The 20,150-nt window shown below is 53.6% G+C and carries 29 protein-coding genes and 1 other RNA gene; 25 read left to right on the top strand and 5 right to left on the bottom strand.

Translation table 11 applies throughout. The features are described from left to right. The first annotated feature begins 78 nt into the window (after positions 1-78). From A9180_RS17690 to A9180_RS23460, 23 genes are all read left to right on the top strand, one after another. Positions 79-543: a head completion/stabilization protein gene (locus A9180_RS17690; protein ID WP_000673530.1), complete on the top strand. Its 465-nt coding sequence runs from the start codon at positions 79-81 to the stop codon at positions 541-543. Beyond that, the gene (locus A9180_RS17685) at positions 543-746 is read left to right on the top strand and encodes a tail protein X (protein ID WP_000868175.1); all 204 of its coding nucleotides are present in this window, start codon (positions 543-545) and stop codon (positions 744-746) included. The genes A9180_RS17690 and A9180_RS17685 overlap by 1 nt, the downstream gene beginning before the upstream one ends. A gap of 3 nt (positions 747-749) precedes the next feature. After that, complete coding sequence (locus tag A9180_RS17680) at positions 750-965, top strand: HP1 family phage holin (RefSeq protein ID WP_000171568.1); 216 nt, start codon at positions 750-752, stop codon at positions 963-965. Further along, entirely contained in the window at positions 946-1,458 is a 513-nt protein-coding gene (locus A9180_RS17675; RefSeq protein ID WP_001069905.1) for a lysozyme, read from the top strand. Before A9180_RS17680 ends, A9180_RS17675 begins: the two co-directional genes overlap by 20 nt. Before the next feature lies 1 nt (position 1,459). Continuing rightward, positions 1,460-1,837 (top strand): DNZ54_00345 family protein, encoded by a 378-nt coding sequence (locus tag A9180_RS17670; protein WP_064034983.1) that lies wholly within the window; start codon positions 1,460-1,462, stop codon positions 1,835-1,837. After that, complete coding sequence (gene lysB, locus A9180_RS24795; protein WP_042091090.1) at positions 1,834-2,262, top strand: Rz-like lysis system protein LysB; 429 nt, start codon at positions 1,834-1,836, stop codon at positions 2,260-2,262. Before A9180_RS17670 ends, lysB begins: the two co-directional genes overlap by 4 nt. Beyond that, entirely contained in the window at positions 2,147-2,395 is a 249-nt protein-coding gene (gene lysC / locus A9180_RS24635; RefSeq protein ID WP_223704555.1) for an Rz1-like lysis system protein LysC, read from the top strand. Before lysB ends, lysC begins: the two co-directional genes overlap by 116 nt. After that, the gene (locus A9180_RS17660; protein WP_001039945.1) at positions 2,358-2,789 is read left to right on the top strand and encodes a phage tail protein; all 432 of its coding nucleotides are present in this window, start codon (positions 2,358-2,360) and stop codon (positions 2,787-2,789) included. The genes lysC and A9180_RS17660 overlap by 38 nt, the downstream gene beginning before the upstream one ends. After that, positions 2,782-3,228, top strand: coding sequence for a phage virion morphogenesis protein (locus A9180_RS17655; protein ID WP_000829119.1), 447 nt, complete (start codon positions 2,782-2,784; stop codon positions 3,226-3,228). The genes A9180_RS17660 and A9180_RS17655 overlap by 8 nt, the downstream gene beginning before the upstream one ends. 68 nt (positions 3,229-3,296) lie before the next feature. Then, entirely contained in the window at positions 3,297-3,875 is a 579-nt protein-coding gene (locus A9180_RS17650) for a phage baseplate assembly protein V (protein WP_064529901.1), read from the top strand. Then, positions 3,872-4,231 (top strand): GPW/gp25 family protein, encoded by a 360-nt coding sequence (locus A9180_RS17645; protein ID WP_053902277.1) that lies wholly within the window; start codon positions 3,872-3,874, stop codon positions 4,229-4,231. Before A9180_RS17650 ends, A9180_RS17645 begins: the two co-directional genes overlap by 4 nt. Continuing rightward, positions 4,218-5,126 carry a baseplate assembly protein gene (locus A9180_RS17640; RefSeq protein ID WP_064529900.1) on the top strand — a complete coding sequence of 303 codons (909 nt, stop codon included), beginning with the start codon at positions 4,218-4,220 and terminating at the stop codon, positions 5,124-5,126. The genes A9180_RS17645 and A9180_RS17640 overlap by 14 nt, the downstream gene beginning before the upstream one ends. Then, entirely contained in the window at positions 5,119-5,724 is a 606-nt protein-coding gene (locus tag A9180_RS17635) for a phage tail protein I (protein WP_064529899.1), read from the top strand. Before A9180_RS17640 ends, A9180_RS17635 begins: the two co-directional genes overlap by 8 nt. Beyond that, entirely contained in the window at positions 5,721-7,457 is a 1,737-nt protein-coding gene (locus tag A9180_RS17630; RefSeq protein ID WP_064529898.1) for a phage tail protein, read from the top strand. Before A9180_RS17635 ends, A9180_RS17630 begins: the two co-directional genes overlap by 4 nt. Next, entirely contained in the window at positions 7,457-8,059 is a 603-nt protein-coding gene (locus tag A9180_RS17625) for a tail fiber assembly protein (protein ID WP_064529897.1), read from the top strand. The genes A9180_RS17630 and A9180_RS17625 overlap by 1 nt, the downstream gene beginning before the upstream one ends. Before the next feature lie 134 nt (positions 8,060-8,193). Next, the gene (locus A9180_RS17620; RefSeq protein WP_042343489.1) at positions 8,194-9,366 is read left to right on the top strand and encodes a phage tail sheath protein; all 1,173 of its coding nucleotides are present in this window, start codon (positions 8,194-8,196) and stop codon (positions 9,364-9,366) included. 9 nt (positions 9,367-9,375) lie between these two features. Beyond that, positions 9,376-9,891: a phage major tail tube protein gene (locus A9180_RS17615; protein WP_001207660.1), complete on the top strand. Its 516-nt coding sequence runs from the start codon at positions 9,376-9,378 to the stop codon at positions 9,889-9,891. A 54-nt stretch (positions 9,892-9,945) separates the two neighbouring features. Further along, on the top strand, positions 9,946-10,248 hold the full coding sequence (locus tag A9180_RS17610) for a phage tail assembly protein (protein WP_001281009.1): 303 nt from the start codon (positions 9,946-9,948) through the stop codon (positions 10,246-10,248). A gap of 14 nt (positions 10,249-10,262) precedes the next feature. Continuing rightward, on the top strand, positions 10,263-10,382 hold the full coding sequence (locus tag A9180_RS17605) for a GpE family phage tail protein (protein WP_000763311.1): 120 nt from the start codon (positions 10,263-10,265) through the stop codon (positions 10,380-10,382). Beyond that, positions 10,375-13,452 (top strand): phage tail tape measure protein, encoded by a 3,078-nt coding sequence (locus tag A9180_RS17600; RefSeq protein WP_064529896.1) that lies wholly within the window; start codon positions 10,375-10,377, stop codon positions 13,450-13,452. Before A9180_RS17605 ends, A9180_RS17600 begins: the two co-directional genes overlap by 8 nt. After that, complete coding sequence (locus tag A9180_RS17595; RefSeq protein ID WP_000980413.1) at positions 13,449-13,934, top strand: phage tail protein; 486 nt, start codon at positions 13,449-13,451, stop codon at positions 13,932-13,934. Before A9180_RS17600 ends, A9180_RS17595 begins: the two co-directional genes overlap by 4 nt. Continuing rightward, a complete protein-coding gene (locus A9180_RS17590; RefSeq protein ID WP_001011796.1) occupies positions 13,931-15,031 on the top strand; it encodes a phage late control D family protein in 1,101 nt (366 codons plus the stop codon). The genes A9180_RS17595 and A9180_RS17590 overlap by 4 nt, the downstream gene beginning before the upstream one ends. Positions 15,032-15,099: 68 nt before the next feature. Next, positions 15,100-15,318, top strand: coding sequence for an ogr/Delta-like zinc finger family protein (locus A9180_RS23460; RefSeq protein ID WP_000980501.1), 219 nt, complete (start codon positions 15,100-15,102; stop codon positions 15,316-15,318). A 26-nt stretch (positions 15,319-15,344) separates the two neighbouring features. Here the strand turns inward: A9180_RS23460 and A9180_RS17585 are convergent, their stop codons facing one another. The 3 genes from A9180_RS17585 to smpB all read right to left on the bottom strand — a co-directional run bounded on the left by A9180_RS17585 (position 15,345) and on the right by smpB (position 17,009). Beyond that, positions 15,345-15,827 carry a hypothetical protein gene (locus A9180_RS17585; RefSeq protein ID WP_064529895.1) on the bottom strand — a complete coding sequence of 161 codons (483 nt, stop codon included), beginning with the start codon at positions 15,825-15,827 and terminating at the stop codon, positions 15,345-15,347. Positions 15,828-15,950: 123 nt separating this feature from the next. Next, positions 15,951-16,313: a transfer-messenger RNA gene (gene ssrA, locus A9180_RS17580) on the bottom strand. A gap of 213 nt (positions 16,314-16,526) precedes the next feature. After that, the gene (gene smpB / locus A9180_RS17575) at positions 16,527-17,009 is read right to left on the bottom strand and encodes an SsrA-binding protein SmpB (RefSeq protein ID WP_000162574.1); all 483 of its coding nucleotides are present in this window, start codon (positions 17,007-17,009) and stop codon (positions 16,527-16,529) included. Between the two features lie 170 nt (positions 17,010-17,179). Between smpB and ratA the strand changes: the two genes are divergently transcribed. After that, positions 17,180-17,617, top strand: a complete 438-nt coding sequence (ratA, locus tag A9180_RS17570) for a type II toxin-antitoxin system toxin RatA (RefSeq protein WP_064529894.1) — start codon at positions 17,180-17,182, stop codon at positions 17,615-17,617. Next, entirely contained in the window at positions 17,607-17,897 is a 291-nt protein-coding gene (locus A9180_RS17565) for an RnfH family protein (protein ID WP_064529893.1), read from the top strand. The genes ratA and A9180_RS17565 overlap by 11 nt, the downstream gene beginning before the upstream one ends. Positions 17,898-17,954: 57 nt before the next feature. Here the strand turns inward: A9180_RS17565 and bamE are convergent, their stop codons facing one another. Both bamE and recN read right to left on the bottom strand, forming a co-directional pair. After that, entirely contained in the window at positions 17,955-18,299 is a 345-nt protein-coding gene (gene bamE / locus A9180_RS17560; RefSeq protein WP_064529892.1) for an outer membrane protein assembly factor BamE, read from the bottom strand. A gap of 148 nt (positions 18,300-18,447) precedes the next feature. Beyond that, complete coding sequence (gene recN, locus A9180_RS17555; RefSeq protein ID WP_064529891.1) at positions 18,448-20,109, bottom strand: DNA repair protein RecN; 1,662 nt, start codon at positions 20,107-20,109, stop codon at positions 18,448-18,450. Positions 20,110-20,150 lie beyond the last annotated feature (41 nt).

Below are 20,150 nucleotides of genomic sequence, written 5' to 3'. Positions count from 1 at the left end.
CACGGGCGGCACGGGGTGGCGAAAGGCACTGCCACATCAAAACCCCGTCCACCGCCCTCTATTTCAGGAGAAAGCAGCATGAAGTTTGTTGCGCCAGAACAGGCACCGGAACAGGCGGAAATCATCAGAAATACGCCGTTCTGGCCTGATGTGGACCTGTCGGAGTTTCGCAGTGTCATGCGCACTGACGGCACGGTGACGCAGCCGCGTTTAAAGCAGGTTGCGCTGTCGGCAATTTCGGAGGTCAACGCAGAGCTGTATGAGTTTCGCAGACGTCAGCAGATGCTGGGGTATGTGTCGCTGGCTGAGGTTCCGGCGGAACAGCTGGACGGCAAAAGTGAGCGCATTCAGCACTATTTCAACGCGGTTTACTGCTGGGCACGCGCCATGCTCAACGAACGATACCAGGACTATGACGCCACGGCATCCGGTGTGAAGCGAGGCGAGGAACTGGCGGAATCCAGCGGTGATTTGTGGCGTGACGCCCGCTGGGCCATCAGTCGGGTGCAGGATGCGCCGCACTGCACAGTGGAGCTTATCTGATGAAAGTGCGTGCGCATCAGTATGACACGGTGGACGCGCTTTGCTGGCGTCATTACGGGCGCACGCAGGGTGTCACGGAGCAGGTACTGAAGGCAAATCCGGGGCTTGCCGAATATGGCCCCTTTTTACCTCACGGGCTGCAGGTGGAGCTGCCGGACATTCCGACCACCACCACCGTGCAGACCGTCCAGCTATGGGACTGAATTATGACGCTTGAGCGAATCAGCGCCTTTATCACGTACTGCATCGCCGTTGTGCTGGCCTGGCTGGGCGATTTGTCCATCAAGGATGCCTCAACGCTGGGCGGCCTGATGATTGGTGTGCTGATGCTGGCTATCAACTGGTACTACAAACACAAAGCCTACCAGCTTCTGCGCGACGGGCAGATCTCGCGGGAGGACTATGAATCCATCAATCGTTAAACGCTGCCTTGTCGGGGCCGTGCTGGCTATTGCTGCCACGCTGCCGGGGTTTCAGCAGCTTCACACCTCCGTGGAGGGGCTGAAACTGATTGCCGATTACGAAGGCTGTCGTCTGCAGCCGTATCAGTGCAGCGCGGGCGTCTGGACCGACGGCATTGGTAACACGTCAGGCGTCATTCCCGGCAAAACCATTACGGAACGACAGGCAGCAGAAGGACTGATTTCCAACGTGCTGCGTGTGGAGCGGGCGCTGGAAAGGTGTGTGAAACAACAGCCGCCGCAGAAGGTATATGACGCTGCGGTGTCGTTTGCCTTCAACGTGGGAACGGGCAATGCCTGCAGTTCCACGCTGGTGAAATTACTCAATCAGCGGCGCTGGGCGGATGCGTGCCGACAGTTGCCGCGCTGGGTTTATGTAAAAGGTGTGTTTAATCAGGGGCTGGATAACCGCCGTGCGCGGGAGATGGCCTGGTGTTTACAGGGAGCAAACTGAAATGAAAAAGAAATTAATCAGCGGGCTGTTTCTGATGTTATGGATGGCGCTGTTAATCGCCGCAATGGTGTATCCGCAGGGGATTTTTCCGGTACTGGCAGCATCTGGTGTCTGGGTAGCCTGTCTGCTGACATGGGCAGTAATTCCGGTATCACTGGCTGCGTTAATTAAGAACGGCCCGCTCTGGCAGGAGTTGAGGGCATCTTTGCTGAAGACAATTACCCGAAAAGAAAACGTATTTATCAGTTGGATGATGCGATTGCTGATTGTCGTCAGTCTCGCCTGGACGGGATGGGCTATTACCCTGGTCTTTTATCTACTGACCGTTATTGCCTTCTGGATCACCCGTAATCAGATGGCACAACAGGTAGCAGCATGAACCGGTTGCTGCTGGTTGTGCTGGCGTTATTACTGGCGGCGCTGGGCTGGCAGACGTGGCGGCTGGCTGATGCCAGCCAGACCATCAGCACGCAGGCAGATGAGCTTCGGAGCAAAAGCCAGGCACTGGCAAAGAGCAACAGCCAGCTTATCAGCCTGTCCATTCTGACAGAAACCAACAACCGGGAGCAGGCGCGACTCTATGCCGACGCAGAACAGACCAGCGCACTACTGAGACAACGACAACACCGGATTGAGGAACTGAAACGTGAGAACGAGGATTTACGCCGCTGGGCTGATACTCCTTTGCCTGCTGACATTATCCGGCTGCGGAAACGTCCGGCATTCACCGGAGGTGCAGCTTACCGTCAGTGGTTGTCCGCGAGTGACGCCGTGTCGGCTGGATCAGGCAACGCCGCGCACTAACGGTGATCTGAACGCGTTGCTGGATGAAACGGAGGCCGCCTGGGCGGTCTGTGCAGACAAAGTGGACATGATTATTGCGTGTCAGGAGCGAAACAGTGAACAAACCACAATCCCTGCGCCACGCCCTCAATAAAGCGGTGCCTTATGTCCGCAATAACCCGGACAAACTGCATCTGTTTGTGGATAACGGTTCGCTGGTTGCTACGGGGGCCAGCTCTATGTCATGGGAGTACCGTTACACCCTGAACGTGGTGATTGAGGATTTCAGCGGCGACCAGAATCTGCTGATGGCCCCGGTTTTGCTGTGGCTGCGTGATAACCAGCCCGATGCCATCAATAACCCGGCGTTACGGGAAAAACTATTCACCTTTGAGGTGGATATTTTGCGTAACGATGTCTGTGATATCAGCCTTAACCTGCAACTGACGGAGCGTGTGCTGGTCAGCACTGACGGCAGTGTGTCGAGTGTTGAAGCTGTAGCGGAACCCGATGAACCTGAAGAAATGTGGACGGTGAAACGTGGCTGAACTGCAGAAGGTGGACGACTGGCTGAGTGCTTTGCTGGCGAATCTGGAACCAGCCGCAAGAAGCCGCATGATGCGCCAGCTGGCGCAGGAACTGCGCCGGACACAGCAGCAGAATATCAGAATGCAGCGCAATCCAGATGGCAGCAGTTATGAACCTCGACGGGTAACAGCACGCAGTAAAAAGGGGCGCATCAAACGTCAGATGTTTGCAAAGCTGCGCACCACAAAATACCTGAAAACTGCCGCCAGCGCCGACTCTGCCAGCGTACAGTTTGAAGGCAAGGTGCAGCGTATTGCCCGTGTTCACCATTACGGCCTGCGTGATCGCGTCAGTCGCAAAGGACCGGAGGTCCGTTACGCAGAGCGCCGCCTGCTGGGTGTAAATGATGATGTTGAGGCAATGACCCGCGACATGATTCTGCAATGGCTGGCGGGGTGATCTTTGTATCAGCACTGATACAAGTTGCAGCACTGCCGCCTTTCTTCCCCTGATGGCAACCTTTCCCTATGAACGCACAATTAACCGAAATCATGCGCCTTATCACCAACCTGATCCGCACAGGGGTAGTCACCGAAGTGGACAGGGAAAACTGGCTTTGCCGGGTGAAAACGGGCGAGCTTGAAACCAACTGGATCAGCTGGCTGACGCTGCGTGCCGGGAATGCCCGCACATGGTGGCGACCATCGGAAGGTGAGCAGGTGGTGCTGCTGAGTCTGGGCGGCAATCTGGAAACCGCCTTTGCGTTACCCGCCATCTATTCGAATCAGTTCGCGCCACCGTCGACGTCGGCGGACGCCTGCGTGACAGAACATCCTGACGGTGGCTGGTTTGAATACGAACCCGCCACCGGGCGCTGGTATGTCAGGGGCATCAAATCAATGGTCATTGAGGCCGCTGACAACATCACCATGAAAACCAGTGAGTTTGTACTGGAGGTTGACCGCACGCGCATTAACAGCGAAGTGGTGATCAATGGTGGCGTTACCCAGGGCGGCGGAGCGATGAGTTCTAACGGGATCGTGGTTGATGCGCATCAGCATACTGGCGTCCTGAAAGGCGGCGATACAACCGGAGGCCCGGTATGACGCTGTATATCGGCATGAGTCAGAGCAATGGAAAAGCTATTACAGACACGGACCATCTGCGCCAGTCGGTGCGGGACATTTTGCTGACGCCACAGGGTAGCCGCATTGCCCGTCGGGAATATGGATCCCTGCTGTCGGCGCTGATAGACCAGCCACAAAATCCGGCATTGCGCCTGCAGGTCATGTCGGCAGTGTATGTGGCGCTGAGTCGCTGGGAGCCACGGCTGACGCTGGATTCCATCACCATCAACAGCAACTTTGACGGTTCTATGGTGGTGGAGCTGACCGGGCGGCGGAATAACGGTGTGCCTGTATCCCTTTCCGTATCAACAGGAGCAGAGAATGGCAGTGATTGACCTTTCGCAGTTGCCTGCGCCGCAGATTGTGGATGTGCCGGACTTTGAGACGCTGCTTGCCGAACGCAAGGCAGAATTTGTGGCGCTTCATCCGAAAGATGAGCAGGAAGCAGTGATCCGCACGCTGGAACTGGAATCTGAACCCGTCACCAAATTGCTGCAGGAGAACGCTTACCGTGAGTTGCTTCTGCGCCAGCGCATTAACGAAGCCGCGCAGGCGGTGATGGTGGCTTACGCGATGGGCGGCGATCTTGACCAGCTCGCTGCCAACTACAACGTGAAACGCCTGACGGTGACGCCTGCTGATAATGACGCTGTGCCACCCGTTGCGGCTGTGATGGAAAGCGATGAAGCGTTACGCCTGCGTGTGCCTGCAGCCTTTGAAGGGCTTTCAGTCGCGGGGCCAACTGCAGCTTATGAATTTCATGCCCGAAGCGCCGACGGTCGGGTGGCGGATGCCAGTGCAACCAGCCCGGCACCTGCAGAGGTGGTGCTGACTGTCCTTAGCCGTGAAGGCGATGGAACTGCAGAAAAAGACCTGCTGGACGTGGTGGAAAAATCTCTGAACAGTGAGAACGTCCGCCCGGTGGCTGACCGTCTGACGGTTCGCAGCGCAGAAATCATCCCGTACCGGGTGGATGCCACCATTTTTCTCTATCCGGGGCCGGAAGCCGAGCCGGTAATGGCAGCGGCAAAAGCCAGCCTGCAGAAGTACATCGCCAGTCAGACGCGGCTTGGTCGGGATATTCGCCGTAGCGCCATTTTTGCCGCCCTGCATGTTGAGGGTGTGCAGCGTGTGGAGCTGGCTTCGCCGCTGGCGGATGTGGTCCTGAACAAAACGCAGGCGGCATCATGTACTCAGTGGAGCGTGACCAACGGGGGAACGGATGAATAGTCTGCTGCCACCGGGTTCAACTTCACTGGAGCGACGACTGGCGCAAACCTGCAGTGGGATTTCTGATCTGCAGGTGCCGCTGCGTGACTTGTGGAATCCGGCAACCTGTCCGGTCAGTTTCCTGCCTTATCTCGCCTGGGCGTTCTCTGTGGATCGCTGGGACGAGAGCTGGACAGAAAGCGTCAAGCGCCAGGTGGTGAAGGATGCTTTTTATATTCATCAGCATAAAGGAACCACCAGTGCCGTGCGGCGGGTGGTGGAGCCGTTCGGCTTTCTGATCCGCATTATTGAGTGGTGGCAGACCGGAGAGGCACCGGGCACGTTTCGCCTGGATATCGGCGTGCAGGACCAGGGCATCACTGAAGATACCTATCTGGAACTTGAGCGACTGATAAGCGATGCCAAACCATGTAGCCGTCACATGATCGGCATGTCCATCAATCTGCAGACCAGCGGTCCGCATTGGGTGGGGGCCGCCAGCTATCTTGGCGAAGAAATCACGATCTATCCGTATATCAACGAAACAATTATTTCCGGCGGCACCGCGCATGAAGGCGGGGCGGTCCATGTTATTGACACAATGAGAGTGAATCCATGAGCACAAAATTTTATACCCTGCTGACGGATATTGGCGCGGCGAAACTTGCCAGCGCCGCCGCGCTCGGTGTGCCGCTAAAAATTACCCATATGGCGGTGGGCGATGGCGGCGGAGTATTGCCGACGCCGGACGCAAAGCAGACTGCACTGGTAAATGAGAAACGCCGGGCTGCGCTGAATATGCTCTATATCGACCCGCAGAACAGCAGCCAGATTATTGCTGAACAGGTGATCCCTGAAAACGAGGGCGGTTGGTGGATACGTGAAGTGGGCCTGTTTGATGAGTCAGGGGCATTGATTGCCGTGGGGAACTGCCCGGAAAGCTATAAACCGCAACTGGCTGAAGGCAGCGGGCGCACCCAGACCGTGCGCATGGTGCTGATAACCAGCAGCACGGACAATATCACCCTGAAAATCGACCCTGCCGTTGTGCTGGCAACCCGCAAGTATGTGGATGACAAGGCACTGGAGCTGAAGGTGTACGTGGATGATCTGATGGCAAAACATCTTGCCGCACTGGACCCGCATTCACAGTACGCGCCAAAAGCCAGCCCGACGTTTACCGGAACCCCCAAAGCACCAACGCCAGCGGCGGGGAATAATACCACGCAACTTGCGACCACCGCGTTTGTTCAGGCGGCACTGAAGGCCCTTATTAATGGTGCGCCAGCCACGCTGGACACGCTGAAAGAAATAGCCGCAGCCATAAACAATGACCCGAAATTCAGCACCACCATTAACAATGCGCTGGAACTAAAAGCGCCACTGTCAAGTCCGGCACTTACCGGGACGCCAACAGCGCCGACTGCGGCACAGTCGGTCAACAATACACAGATTGCCACCACGGCGTTTGTTCAGGCGGCACTGAAAGCCCTGATTAATGGCGCGCCCGCCACGCTGGACACGCTGAAAGAAATAGCCGCAGCCATTAATAATGACCCGAAATTCAGTACCACCATTAACAATGCGCTGGCACTGAAAGCGCCACTGTCGAGTCCGGCACTCACCGGAACGCCAACAGCACCTACAGCGGCACAGTCGGTCAACAATACACAGATTGCCACCACGGCTTTTGTGAAATCGGCAATTGCGGCAATGGTGGGTTCTGCACCTGCTGCACTGGATACACTGAACGAACTGGCGGCGGCGCTGGGAAATGACCCGAACTTTGCCACGACAATGTTGAATGCTCTGTCAGGTAAACAACCGCTGGACAATACGCTGACTAATTTGAGTGGAAAGGATGTTGCTGGTCTTCTCGCGTACCTTGGTTTGGGAGAAGGTTCAGCATTACCTGTAGGTATCCCTGTTCCGTGGCCTTCTTCCACTCCACCGACAGGCTGGTTGAAATGCAATGGTGCTGCCTTTGATAAGGTGAAATATCCCCGACTTGCTACAGCATATCCATCAGGAAAAGTACCCGATCTTCGTGGCGAGTTTATTCGTGGCTGGGATGACGGGCGTGGCGTGGACAGTGGGCGAGCGTTATTGAGTGCTCAGAGCGATACGCTGCAAAATATTACAGGGAGCTTTTTGGATATGACCACGGGGCCAAATAATAATACTGTCGGCGTATTTACCTCTTCAACATTGACACCAAATCTCGCATCAATTGCGACAGGTGGTACATATAAACAGGCGAATTATTATTTTGATGCATCACGTGTTGCCAGAACATCAACGGAAACACGTGCGCGAAATATTGCATTTAACTATATAGTGAGGGCTGCATAATGGATAATGCTGTATTAAATAACGAGTTTATTGCCACGAAGGCGGGGGATATTACTGTCTATAATTATAATGGTGAAACACGAGAATATATTTCCACATCAACTGAATATCTTGCTGTTGGTGTCGGTATTCCGGCATGTTCCTGTTTAGATGCACCAGGAACATATAAAGCTGGTTATGCCATCTGCCGCTCTGCGGATTTAAACTCATGGGAATATGTGCCAGACCATCGCGGTGAAACTGTCTATAGCACCGAAACGGGAGATGCCAAAGAAATCACAAATCCGGGTGATTACCCTGAAAATACAACCAATATCGCCCCGTTAACGCCATATGATAAATGGGATGGTGAGAAATGGGTGACGGATACTGAAATACAACATCGCGCCGCAGTAGAAGCGGCAGAAACACAGCGTCGGTCACTGATTGATACTGCAATGGCTTCCGTTAGTTTGATTCAACTGAAATTACGGGCCGGAAGAAAATTAACTGATGCAGAAACAGTAAAACTTAATGCTGTTCTTGACTACATCGATGCAGTGACGGCAACAGATATCAGCACTGCCCCTGATATTGCCTGGCCCGAACTACCAGAATTTTAAATTCCTGCCCCGCGTCTGCGGGGATTTTTTCACCCTGCCGTTGTGCCATTTTCCATACAAGCCCCATCGCGTGCACCCTGCGCGTATCAACCAGAACATAGGCAGACCCCCTCTACAACCGGAGAGACTGCCTTATGGCTCAGGATTACCACCACGGGGTGCGCGTTGTTGAAGTCAACGAAGGCACCCGATCCATTACCACGGTGAGCACCGCCATCGTGGGTATGGTCTGCACGGGCGATGATGCCGATGCAAAAATGTTTCCTCTTAATAAACCCGTGCTGATCACTGATGTACTGACCGCCAGCGGTAAAGCGGGTGAGTCCGGCACGCTGGCCCGTTCGCTGGATGCCATCGCTGACCAGGCAAAACCCGTGACCGTTGTTGTGCGTGTGCCGCAGGGGGAAACGGAAGAAGAAACCACGACTAATATCATCGGCGCAGTGACCGCTGAAGGTAAAAAAACAGGCATGAAAGCCCTGTTATCTGCCCAGACACAGCTCGGCGTTAAACCGCGCATTCTCGGCGTGCCAGGTCACGATAACAAAGCCGTTGCGACTGAGTTGCTGAGTGTGGCGCAAAGCCTGCGTGGGTTTGCCTACCTGTCAGCGTATGGCTGCAAGACGGTACAGGAGGCGATCACTTACCGTGAAAACTTCAGCCAGCGCGAAGGAATGCTGATCTGGCCTGACTTTACTGGCTGGGACACGGTGCTGAATGCCGAAGCAACGGCATATGCCACCGCTCGTGCGCTTGGTCTGCGTGCCAAAATTGATGAGCAGACCGGGTGGCACAAAAGCCTGTCCAACGTGGGCGTGAACGGTGTCACCGGAATTTCTGCTGATGTGTTCTGGGATCTGCAGGACCCGGCAACCGATGCAGGTCTGCTGAACCAGAATGACGTCACCACGCTTGTGCGCAAGGATGGTTTCCGCTTCTGGGGTTCCCGCTGTCTGAGCGATGATCCGCTTTTTGCTTTCGAAAACTACACCCGCACGGCGCAGGTGCTGACGGACACGATGGCAGAAGCGCACATGTGGGCGGTGGATAAACCGCTGAACCCGTCGCTGGCGCGCGACATTATCGAAGGTATCCGCGCCAAAATGCGTAGCCTGGTCAGTCAGGGCTATCTCATTGGTGGTGATTGCTGGCTGGATGAGTCGGTGAACGATAAAGACACGCTGAAAGCCGGGAAGCTCACCATCGACTACGACTACACGCCAGTGCCGCCACTTGAAAACCTGATGCTGCGTCAGCGCATCACCGATCAGTACCTGGTGAATTTCTCCAGCCAGGTCAGCGCGTAAGGGGACAACATGGCTTTACCACGCAAATTAAAACACCTGAACCTGTTTAACGACGGGAACAACTGGCAGGGGATCGTTGAGTCGCTGACGCTGCCGAAATTCACCCGCAAATATGAGAAGTATCGCGGCGGCGGTATGCCGGGGGCGGTGGATGTGGATTTGGGACTGGATGACAGTGCACTGGATACAGAATTTTCGATTGGTGGTACTGAGCTCCTGCTGTTTAAGCAGATGGGCAAAGCCACGGTGGATGGTATCCAGTTGCGCTTTACCGGCTCTATCCAGCGTGACGATACCGGGGAAGTGCAGGCCGTGGAGCTTGTGGTGCGTGGGCGTCACAAAGAAGTGGATTCCGGCGAGTGGAAGACGGGCGAAAGCAACACCACCAAAGTGACCAGTACCAACAGCTACGCGAAGCTGACCATCAATGGTGAGGTGCTCTATGAAGTGGACCTTATCAACATGGTGGAAATTGTGGACGGTGTGGACCTGATGGAAGCGCACCGCAACGCCCTCGGCCTCTGATGTATCTGAACGGCGCGGGATACCGCGCCAGAACCCAATTTACAGGACAGCAAAATGAGTGATAAGCAGACTGAAAAGACCATTCAACTGGATACCCCTATCAAGCGCGGTAAAACAGAAATTACCGAAATTGTGCTGCGTAAGCCGCAGTCCGGTGCACTGCGCGGTACACGCCTGCAGGCTATTATGGATATGGATGTGAACGCGATGATGACCGTGATCCCCCGCATCTCCAGCCCGGCACTGACTGCACAGGAAATTGCAGAGATGGACCCGGCAGATCTCACTGCCATGTCGGTTGAGGTTGTCACTTTTTTGTTGAAGAAGTCGGTGCTTGCCGGTTTACCGACAGCCTGACGGTTGACGATCTGGTGGCAGATATCGCCACCATTTTTCACTGGCCGCCATCCGTTACTGACGTTATGCCGCTGACCGAAGTGCTGGAATGGCGGTATAAAGCGATTCAGAGAAGCGGGGCCAACGATGAGTGATAACAACCTGCGTCTGCAGGTCATTCTTAATGCGGTTGACAAACTCACCCGCCCATTCCGTGCTGCACAGGCCAGTTCGAAAGAGCTGGCTGGCACAATTCAGAATACCAGAAACAGCCTCAAAGAACTGAATAAGCAGGCTGGCAGAATTGATGAGTTTCGCAAGACGCGCTCGCAACTAGCCATAACAGCCAACAACCTGAACGCAGCCCGCGAAGAGGCGGCAAAACTCGCCACACAATTTGCTGCCACTAACAGGCCAACCGCCGCGCAGGCAAAGTTATTCAGTCAGGCCAAAACACGAGTACAGGAACTTCAGCAGACCTATAACGGCTTGTTGGGGGCGGTCCAGAGACAACGTCAGGCACTTAAAGAATCAGGGATTGATACCAGGCAACTCAGTAGTGCCCAGCGAGAACTTAAGAAAAATGCTGAAGAAACAAGGCAGGCACTGGAGGGCCAGCAAAAAGCACTTAAACGTCTGGGTGAACAACAGGCACGGATGAACGCTGCCAGAGAACAATACTCAAGACGGCTTGAAGTGCGCGATCGTATCGCAGGAGCCGGAGCCACCACCACGGCTGCAGGGCTGGCAATGGGCGCGCCAGTGATGGCGGCGGTAAAAAGCTATACCAGCATGGAAGATGCCATGAAAGGTGTGGCAAAGCAGGTCAATGGTCTGCGTGACGATAATGGCAACCGCACTGCGCGTTTTTACGAAATGCAGGATGCCATCAAGGCTGCCAGCGAACAGTTGCCGATGGAAAACGGTGCGGTGGACTTCGCTGCACTGGTTGAAGGTGGTGCGCGCATGAACGTGGCAAACCCTGACGACAGCTGGGAAGACCAGAAACGTGACCTGCTGGCCTTCGCCAGTACGGCAGCAAAGGCGGCAACAGCCTTTGAGCTGCCAGCGGATGAACTGTCAGAAAGTCTGGGGAAAATCGCCCAGCTCTACAAAATACCTACCCGCAATATTGAACAGCTCGGCGATGCGCTGAACTATCTGGATGATAACGCCATGTCGAAAGGGGCGGACATCATTGATGTGATGCAACGTCTGGGCGGTGTGGCTGACCGTCTGGATTATCGTAAAGCGGCGGCACTGGGTTCCACCTTTCTGACACTGGGCGCTGCGCCGGAGGTTGCAGCCAGTGCAGCAAACGCGATGGTGCGTGAATTGTCCATTGCCACCATGCAAAGCAAGAGTTTCTTTGAAGGGATGAATCTGCTGAAACTCAATCCTGAAGTGATTGAAAAGCAGATGACGAAGGATGCGATGGGAACCATCCAGCGTGTACTGGAGAAGGTGAACGCACTGCCGCAGGACAAGCGTCTGTCTGCCATGACCATGTTGTTTGGTAAAGAGTTTGGCGATGACGCGGCGAAACTGGCAAACAACCTGCCGGAACTACAGCGCCAGCTAAAACTGACAGCGGGCAATGATGCGCTCGGTTCGATGCAGAAAGAATCCGACATCAACAAAGACTCACTTTCTGCTCAGTGGTTGCTGGTCAAAACCGGAGCGCAGAACACCTTCAGCAGCCTGGGCGAAACGCTGCGCCAGCCGCTGATGGATATTCTGTACACGGTGAAAAGCGTCACGGGGGCGTTGCGCCGCTGGGTGGAAGCTAACCCGGAACTGACAGGCACACTGATGAAAGTAGTGGCTGTTGTGGCTGCGGTTACCGTAGGCCTCGGCACCTTAGCGGTGGCGCTGGCTGCAGTGCTGGGGCCGCTGGCAGTGATCCGTCTGGGATTCTCTGTGCTGGGTATCAAAACGTTACCTTCCGTTACGGCAGCAGTAACTCGAACCAGCAGCGCGTTGTCCTGGCTGGCTGGCGCACCACTGGCACTGCTGCGACGCGGGCTTGCTTCATCGGGCAACGCAGCGGGTTTACTTACTGCTCCGTTGTCGTCTTTGCGTCGCACGGTATCACTGACGGGAAATGTCCTGAAAACTGTAGCAGGTGCGCCGGTTGCACTTTTGCGTTCTGGATTATCCGGTTTACGTGCTGTTGCTGTGATGTTTATGAATCCACTGGCAGCACTACGCGGTGGGCTGGCTGCCGCAGGCGCGGTGCTGCGTGTGCTCGCATCCGGCCCGCTGGCGATGCTGCGCGTTGCCCTGTATGCCATATCTGGTCTGTTAGGTGCTCTGCTCAGTCCGATAGGTCTTGTGGTTACTGCACTGGCGGGCGTGGCGCTGGTTGTCTGGAAATACTGGCAACCCATCACCGCATTTCTCGGTGGCGTGGTGGAAGGATTCAAAGCGGCGGCAGGTCCCATCAGTGCAGCGTTCGAACCGCTTAAGCCCGTGTTCCAGTGGATTGGCGACAAAGTGCAGGCGCTGTGGGGCTGGTTTACTGATCTGCTGACGCCCGTTAAGTCGACCTCTGCCGAACTGCAGAGCGCAGCGGCAATGGGGCGGCGATTCGGGGAGGCACTGGCGGAAGGGCTGAATATGGTCATGCATCCGCTGGACTCCCTGAAATCCGGCGTTTCCTGGTTGCTGGAGAAGCTCGGCATTGTCAGTAAAGAGGCCGCAAAGGCAAAACTGCCGGAAAGCGTGACGCGTCAGCAACCTGCGACGGTGAATGCAGACGGTAAAGTGATGATGCCATCGGGTGGTTTTCCATCATGGGGATATGGCTTTGCGGGGATGTATGACAGCGGCGGGTATATCCCGCGCGGGCAGTTTGGCATCGTCGGTGAAAACGGGCCGGAAATTGTTAACGGCCCGGCAAATGTGACCAGCCGGAGAAATACAGCTGCACTGGCTGCCGTTGTTGCCGGAATGATGGGCGTTGCTGCCGCGCCAGCAGAGCTTCCACCGTTGCACCCTTTGGCACTTCCCGCGAAAGGTGGAGAAGCAATTGTGAGTCGCGCAGCCACTGTGCCGCTCGTTCAACGGATTGAGGCACCGACGCAGATCATCATTCAGACGCAGCCAGGACAAAGTGCGCAGGATATTGCGCGGGAGGTGGCACGCCAGCTTGATGAACGTGAACGCAGGCTGAAGGCAAAAGCCAGGAGTAACTACAGCGATCAGGGGGGATACGACGCATGATGATGGTGCTGGGATTGTACGTGTTTATGCTGCGCACCGTTCCGTATCAGGAACTGCAGTATCAACGCAGCTGGCGACATGCGGCAAACAGTCGGGTAAACCGACGTCCGTCCACGCAGTTTCTGGGACCGGAAAACGACATGCTGACGCTTTCCGGTGTTCTTATGCCGGAAATAACAGGCGGCAGGCTGTCGTTGCTGGCACTGGAGCAGATGGCAGAACAGGGGAAAGCATGGCCCCTGATTGAAGGCAGCGGCACGATTTACGGCATGTATGTGATTGAGGGACTGAATCAGACTAAAACGGAGTTTTTCCGCGACGGTATGCCGCGCCGGATTGAGTTCACCCTGTCGCTCAAACGAGTGGATGAATCCCTGTCCGATATGTTCGGTGATCTCAGTGCGCAACTGAATAATTTGCAGGACACGGCAACGTCTGCCTTAAGCGATATCAGTAAAACGGTGGGAGGGCTGCTGTCGTGAATTTCAGCTCTGAACTGCTTAACAAAGGCAACAAAACTCCCGCATTCAGCATCAGTATTGAGGGCAGGGATATCACCACTGTGCTGGATAACCGCCTGATGAGTTTGACGCTGACGGATAACCGGGGCTTTGAAGCGGACCAGCTTGATCTGGAGCTGGATGACGCTGACGGAAAAATCGTGCTGCCGCGCCGTGGTGCGGTTATTACGCTGGCGCTGGGCTGGAAGGGGCAGCCGCTTTTCCCGAAAGGGGCATTCACAGTGGACGAGATTGAACACACTGGCGCACCGGACCGCCTGACTATCCGGGCGCGAAGTGCTGATTTTCGGGAAACGCTGAATACCCGCCGTGAAAAATCGTGGCATAAGACCACCGTCGGGGAAGTGGTGAAGGAAATAGCCGCGCGGCACAAGCTGAAGATGGCACTGGGTAAAGACCTGTCGGATAAGCCCGTGGAGCATATAGACCAGACTAATGAGAGTGACGGCAGTTTTCTGATGCGGCTGGCGCGACAGTACGGTGCCATCGCGTCGGTGAAAAATGGCAATCTGTTATTCATCCGGCAGGGGCAGGGCAAAAGCGCCACTGGTAAACCTCTGCCAGTGATCACTATCACACGCAAGGACGGCGACAGTCACCGATTTACCCTGGCAGATCGCGGAGCCTACACGGGCGTAATTGCCAGCTGGTTGCATACCCGCGAACCTGCGAAGAAAGAAAGCACCACGGTGAAGCGTAAGCGCAGAACTAAGAAGCAGAAGAAAGAGCCGGAAGCGAAGCAGGGCGATTACCTGGTGGGTACGGATGAAAACGTGCTGGTACTTAATCGCACTTATGCCAACCGGAGCAACGCTGAACGGGCAGCGAAAATGCAGTGGGAACGCCTGCAACGCGGCGTTGCGTCATTCTCGCTACAACTGGCGGAAGGGCGGGCAGATCTTTACACGGAAATGCCAGTGAAAGTTAGTGGCTTTAAACAACCGATAGATGATGCGGAATGGACCATTACGACTCTGACTCATACCGTCAGCCCGGATAATGGTTTTACGACCAGTATTGAACTCGAAGTGAAGATTGATGATCTTGAAATGGAATAAAGTGTTCTCAATATTGATATTTTGTGTATCATTACAATGATTCTGATAGCAAAGGTAGGGATCTGGATATGATGAATTGTCCAAAGTGTGGTCATGCGGCACACACAAGGAGCAGTTTTCAAGTAACTGAAAGCACCAAAGAGCGTTACTGCCAGTGCCAAAATATTAACTGCGGGAGCACTTTTGTTACCCATGAAACAGTGGTCCGGTTTATTGTGACACCCGCACTGATTGCTACTGCTCCTCCACATCCATTGCCAGGTGGTCAGGGGCATATGAATTTTTGAGAAAGAGAACCTGCTACGGCAGGTTTTTATTCATCTGGGATCTCACCCGTTTCAAGAAAATGTATAAAGCCAAGCTCATCTATGATGATTGTGCCTTTCATCCTGGCTGCCGATACTTTTGATGGGCCTGCATTGTAACCGCAACAGAGCATCTGAAGGCTTTGGGTTACAGAGGTTCTTACCGTTAATCCTTGTTCATTCGCCTTATCAACCAATCTTTCTTTATCTGCTTTCTTAAATCCGGTGAAACACACATCGAATGTATTTTTTTTCGGACCAGACTGCTTAGTGAGATGTGAGTAGTTTTCGGGGAGGAATGACGCGCATTCCTGAATGGCTTGTTCTGGTGAATCGTACTGTTTAAGAATGCGGTCTTTTCGGAAGGTTTTTATTCGATCGGTGTTCTTACAAATGCCCTGTATATGATTTTCGCTATAACTGATGCTCTGTATTGAGTGAACTCCGATACGACCATTTGCATTGATGTAAACAAAGTGAAGTTCTTCCATGTGAAACCTCTTTGCATGATTTCAAGATGGCGACAGGCAAGATGGACGCAAAAGTCTGTCGCCATTTTGCCGCCACTACCAAAGAAAAAGGGGCTACGCTTTTACGTAACCCCTTGATTTATTTGGTGGAGCTGGCGGGAGTTGAACCCGCGTCCGAAATTCCTACATCCTCGGTACTACATGCTTAGTCAGTCTTTACATTCGCTTGCCAGCTGCGGACGGACACGCCACTAACAAACTAGCCTGATTAAGTTTTAACGCTTCAACCCCAGGCAGGGCTTCCACGCGATCTCTTTTGGGTTTGACCTCTCTTGATCCCCGTCCTAAGAGCGGAGGCTAGGGAGAGAGGGCTCTAAGCAGGTTATTAAGCTGCTAAAGCGTAGTTTTCGTCGTTTGCGACTATTTTTTGCGGCTTTTTACGAGGCCAACCGCCCCTCGGCATGCACCTTGGGTTTCGCAAATCCCGTCGAATCCAGAATCAGCCCCAATGTGTAACGTTAAGTATACCAGATTTTCGAGCCCCATGACTAGTCCCAAAGGCGTTACCATCCTGGAATTAGCACCTGCATAGTATGATTTTCTTCGATTAAGCAATGGGATGGCTACATCAGTGTCAGATTTGACAGTCGACAAGATGTTCATTCGCGCCACCGAATGGGGAGGCGCGGTGAGGATTTGATTAGTATCGCTTATGTAGGTTTAACGGTGAGCGTTTTTCATGATACGCGCTTTATCAACCTGCCATTCGCGTTCTTTGATATCAGAACGTTTATCGTGTTGTTTCTTACCTTTCGCGACGCCGATTTTTACTTTGCACCAGGCATTTTTCCAGTACAGGGAGAGCGCCACTACGGTATAACCTTCACGGTTCACTCGGCCATAGAGAGAGTCAAGTTCGCGCTGGTTGAGAAGCAGTTTACGGGTGCGAGTAGGGTCGCATACCACGTGCGTGGAAGCCACCGCCATCGGCGTGATGTTTGCGCCAAACAGGAACGCTTCTCCGTCGCGCAGAAGGACATAGCTGTCGCTAATATTGGCTTTTCCTGCGCGCAGGGATTTAACTTCCCAGCCTTGCAGGGCAAGTCCCGCTTCGAATTCTTCTTCAATAAAGTATTCGTGACGGGCGCGCTTGTTAAGCGCGATGGTCGCTGAACCAGGTTTATGTGCTTTTTTCTTCGTCATAAGCGTCGTGAATCATCGGTAATCTGAAATCGAAAATACCCCATATCAATCCTGCGGGGGACAAGGCTCTATCTTAGCATGAACCGGATGTTACCCAGCGCCGGGATAGCGTTTTTTTTACTGCGGGATAAATGATATTATTTGTTGGATTTTTGTTGATGGAAATTGTTATGCCTCAGATTAGCCGGACCGCACTGGTACCCTACAGCGCGGAGCAAATGTATCAGTTAGTGAATGACGTTCAGTCTTATCCTCAGTTTTTACCAGGGTGCACTGGAAGCCGGATTCTGGAGTCCACTCCTGGGCAGATGACCGCTGCGGTAGATGTGTCTAAGGCTGGGATTAGCAAAACGTTTACAACCCGCAACCAGTTGACCAATAACCAAAGTATTCTGATGAATCTGGTTGATGGGCCGTTTAAGAAATTGATTGGCGGCTGGAAGTTTACGCCGTTGAGCCAGGACGCGTGCCGTATTGAGTTTCATCTCGACTTTGAGTTTACCAATAAGTTGATTGAACTCGCCTTTGGTCGTGTGTTTAAAGAGCTGGCAACTAATATGGTGCAGGCTTTTACTGTTCGTGCAAAAGAGGTCTACAGTGCCAGGTAAAATTGCCGTTGAGGTGGCTTACGCATTGCCCGAGAAGCAATACCTGCAACGGGTAAGATTGCAGGAGGGCGCGACGGTTGAAGAAGCAATTCGCGCAAGTGGTTTGCTGGAACTGCGTACTGATATTGATTTAACTAAAAATAAAGTCGGTATTTACAGTCGTCCGGCCAAACTGAGCGATACCGTGCACGACGGCGATCGGGTGGAGATTTATCGTCCGCTGATTGCCGATCCGAAGGAGCTTCGCAGGCAACGAGCAGAAAAATCGGCGAATAAATAACAACCAGAAAAAAGGTGCTCACTGAGCACCTTTTTTATTCGCTATAAACGGCAAGTTTTATTCGTTGCCAGTCAGCGCAGGTTTGTTATCAATATTGGTCAACACACCGCTGCTGTTAAAGGTCAGCGTCAGCGTTTGCTGCGTTACACCTTCATGACCTGGTTGCTGGCGGAACACATAGAACCAGGTATTTGTACCAAATGGATCAGACATCAGCGGTGTACCCAATGCGTACGCAACTTGTTGTTGCGTCATGCCAACACGTATTTTGGAAACGTCGTTAGCGGTCAGATAGTTCCCCTGGTTGATGTCAGGACGGTAAACCACTCGCTCCAGAGTGGAACAGCCTGCGGTCAACATCAATAGTACTGCTGCGGCAGCAGTCAGCGTTTTACAGCGCATAGTGATTTGATTCCTTTTCGGGCCCGAGCAGTACGTGGCTCATATGTAATATGCCGATGATAATAGACCTTTCATCACTTTAAAACCTTTTGCTTTCCGGTCCTACGGCGTTTTGCTGTCTACTCTGACCGTGAAGCGGTAAAAAAGTTTACGCCGCCAACAGTTCTTTCGCGTTTGCCAGCGTATTGCGTGTAACTTCACTACCGCCCAATAAGCGCGCCAGTTCCTGTAACCGCGCTTTTCTGTCCAGCGACTCCATATGCGTTTCGGTCATCGCGCCATCGGTTTCTTTGCTGACAAAATAGTGTTGATGACCGCATCCTGCGACTTGCGGCAAATGGGTAACACACATCACCTGGGTTGATTCGCCAAGTTGACGTAGCAGTTTGCCGACGACTGCCGCTGTCGGGCCGCTAATTCCCACATCCACTTCATCGAAAATAAGCGCCGGGGTTTCCATTTTCCGTGCGGTAATGACCTGGATTGCCAGTGCGATACGCGACAATTCACCGCCGGATGCGACTTTGGCGATGGGCTGCATTGGTTGGCCTGGGTTGGTGGTTACCCGAAACTCAATACGATCAGCACCGTCAGCGCCCAGGTGGTGCTCGTCAAATTTAACATCAATCGTAAATTGCCCATGCGGCATGGAGAGCGCATGCATACTGTCGGTGATCAGGTGCGCCAACTCATTTGCATAATGCTGGCGTTGCTGGTGTAACGCGCGTGCTGTTTGCAGTGCCTGCTGATGGTGTTTAGTGACTGCCAACGCGAGGGTTTCTTGCGAGTCAGCCTGATCGTCCAGTTGCTGCTGCTCTTCCAGCAGTGATTGATAATACTGTGGTAATGCTTCCGGGCTGACGTGGTGCTTACGTGCCAACGAAATTTGCTTTGAAATACGTTGTTCAAGTTCGAACAACCGATTAGGGTCGAGATCCAGACGATCGCAGTAGTGGCGCAGTTCGTCACTGGCTTCAGCAATCTGGATGGTGGCCTCTTCCAGCATATCAAGTACGCCGGACAGTTTGCTGTCCATACCGATCAATTCGCTGACCAATTGTTTTGCAGTGTAAAGCTGGCTTTGCAGGTTCGCGTCTTCACTGTCGGCCATTAATGCCAGTGCATTCTGGCTGGTAGTCAGCAATTGACCGCTGTTTGCCAGACGCTTGTACTCTTCGTCGATTTGTTCGAATTCGCCGGGCTGCGGATTAAATTCGTTAAGTTCTTTTAATTGGTATTGCAGCAGCTCCGCGCGGGCGGCGCGTTCCTGACTTAATTGTTGATGGTGCGCGAGGTCGCGGCAGCTCTGATGCCACAACTGATAACGTGCGGTCATTTCCTGGAGCAGAGAGGTTTCATTGGCGTAGCCATCAAGCAGGAATTTTTGGTGCTCGGATTTGGTGAGTAATTGATGAGCGTGCTGACCATGGATCTGAATGAGCAACTGACCCAGCTCGCGCAGTTGTGACAGCGGAACAGCCGTGCCGTTGATGAAACCACGGGAGCGACCATCGCTACTGATTACGCGACGAAGCAGACATTCACGGCCATCTTCCAGTTGGTTTTCTTCCAGCCAGCGCAGAGCCGCTGGTGTATCTTTCAGTGAAAAACGGGCGCACAGGTCAGCGCGAGTAGCGCCGGTACGTACCATGTCGGCTTCAGCTCGACCACCGAGACAAAGGCCGAGGGCATCTATCGCGATAGATTTACCCGCGCCGGTTTCACCGGTTATTACGGTCATGCCGCTGTGAAAATCAATCTCAAGCTCACGAACGATAGCAAAGTTGCTGATGGTCAGTTGTGCCAACATAGTCGTTTTCCTGTATGAAAAACCATTACTGTTATTGTGTA

It is taken from the genome of Escherichia sp. B1147 (assembly GCF_001660175.1).
GTDB lineage: Bacteria > Pseudomonadota > Gammaproteobacteria > Enterobacterales > Enterobacteriaceae > Escherichia > Escherichia whittamii.
The sequence above is the reverse complement of the archived record's forward strand: the minus strand, read 5'-3'. Positions and strand labels throughout refer to the sequence as shown.

Coding starts and splice junctions, on each gene's coding strand:
- A9180_RS17690 (WP_000673530.1), top strand. CDS start 79: ATGAAGTTTGTTGCGCCAGAACAGGCACCGGAACAGGCGGAAATCATC.
- A9180_RS17685 (WP_000868175.1), top strand. CDS start 543: ATGAAAGTGCGTGCGCATCAGTATGACACGGTGGACGCGCTTTGCTGG.
- A9180_RS17680 (WP_000171568.1), top strand. CDS start 750: ATGACGCTTGAGCGAATCAGCGCCTTTATCACGTACTGCATCGCCGTT.
- A9180_RS17675 (WP_001069905.1), top strand. CDS start 946: ATGAATCCATCAATCGTTAAACGCTGCCTTGTCGGGGCCGTGCTGGCT.
- A9180_RS17670 (WP_064034983.1), top strand. CDS start 1,460: ATGAAAAAGAAATTAATCAGCGGGCTGTTTCTGATGTTATGGATGGCG.
- lysB (WP_042091090.1), top strand. CDS start 1,834: ATGAACCGGTTGCTGCTGGTTGTGCTGGCGTTATTACTGGCGGCGCTG.
- A9180_RS17650 (WP_064529901.1), top strand. CDS start 3,297: ATGAACGCACAATTAACCGAAATCATGCGCCTTATCACCAACCTGATC.
- A9180_RS17645 (WP_053902277.1), top strand. CDS start 3,872: ATGACGCTGTATATCGGCATGAGTCAGAGCAATGGAAAAGCTATTACA.
- A9180_RS17640 (WP_064529900.1), top strand. CDS start 4,218: ATGGCAGTGATTGACCTTTCGCAGTTGCCTGCGCCGCAGATTGTGGAT.
- A9180_RS17635 (WP_064529899.1), top strand. CDS start 5,119: ATGAATAGTCTGCTGCCACCGGGTTCAACTTCACTGGAGCGACGACTG.
- A9180_RS17630 (WP_064529898.1), top strand. CDS start 5,721: ATGAGCACAAAATTTTATACCCTGCTGACGGATATTGGCGCGGCGAAA.
- A9180_RS17625 (WP_064529897.1), top strand. CDS start 7,457: ATGGATAATGCTGTATTAAATAACGAGTTTATTGCCACGAAGGCGGGG.
- A9180_RS17620 (WP_042343489.1), top strand. CDS start 8,194: ATGGCTCAGGATTACCACCACGGGGTGCGCGTTGTTGAAGTCAACGAA.
- A9180_RS17615 (WP_001207660.1), top strand. CDS start 9,376: ATGGCTTTACCACGCAAATTAAAACACCTGAACCTGTTTAACGACGGG.
- A9180_RS17610 (WP_001281009.1), top strand. CDS start 9,946: ATGAGTGATAAGCAGACTGAAAAGACCATTCAACTGGATACCCCTATC.
- A9180_RS17600 (WP_064529896.1), top strand. CDS start 10,375: ATGAGTGATAACAACCTGCGTCTGCAGGTCATTCTTAATGCGGTTGAC.
- A9180_RS17595 (WP_000980413.1), top strand. CDS start 13,449: ATGATGATGGTGCTGGGATTGTACGTGTTTATGCTGCGCACCGTTCCG.
- A9180_RS23460 (WP_000980501.1), top strand. CDS start 15,100: ATGATGAATTGTCCAAAGTGTGGTCATGCGGCACACACAAGGAGCAGT.
- A9180_RS17585 (WP_064529895.1), bottom strand. CDS start 15,827: ATGGAAGAACTTCACTTTGTTTACATCAATGCAAATGGTCGTATCGGA.
- smpB (WP_000162574.1), bottom strand. CDS start 17,009: ATGACGAAGAAAAAAGCACATAAACCTGGTTCAGCGACCATCGCGCTT.
- ratA (WP_064529894.1), top strand. CDS start 17,180: ATGCCTCAGATTAGCCGGACCGCACTGGTACCCTACAGCGCGGAGCAA.
- bamE (WP_064529892.1), bottom strand. CDS start 18,299: ATGCGCTGTAAAACGCTGACTGCTGCCGCAGCAGTACTATTGATGTTG.
- recN (WP_064529891.1), bottom strand. CDS start 20,109: ATGTTGGCACAACTGACCATCAGCAACTTTGCTATCGTTCGTGAGCTT.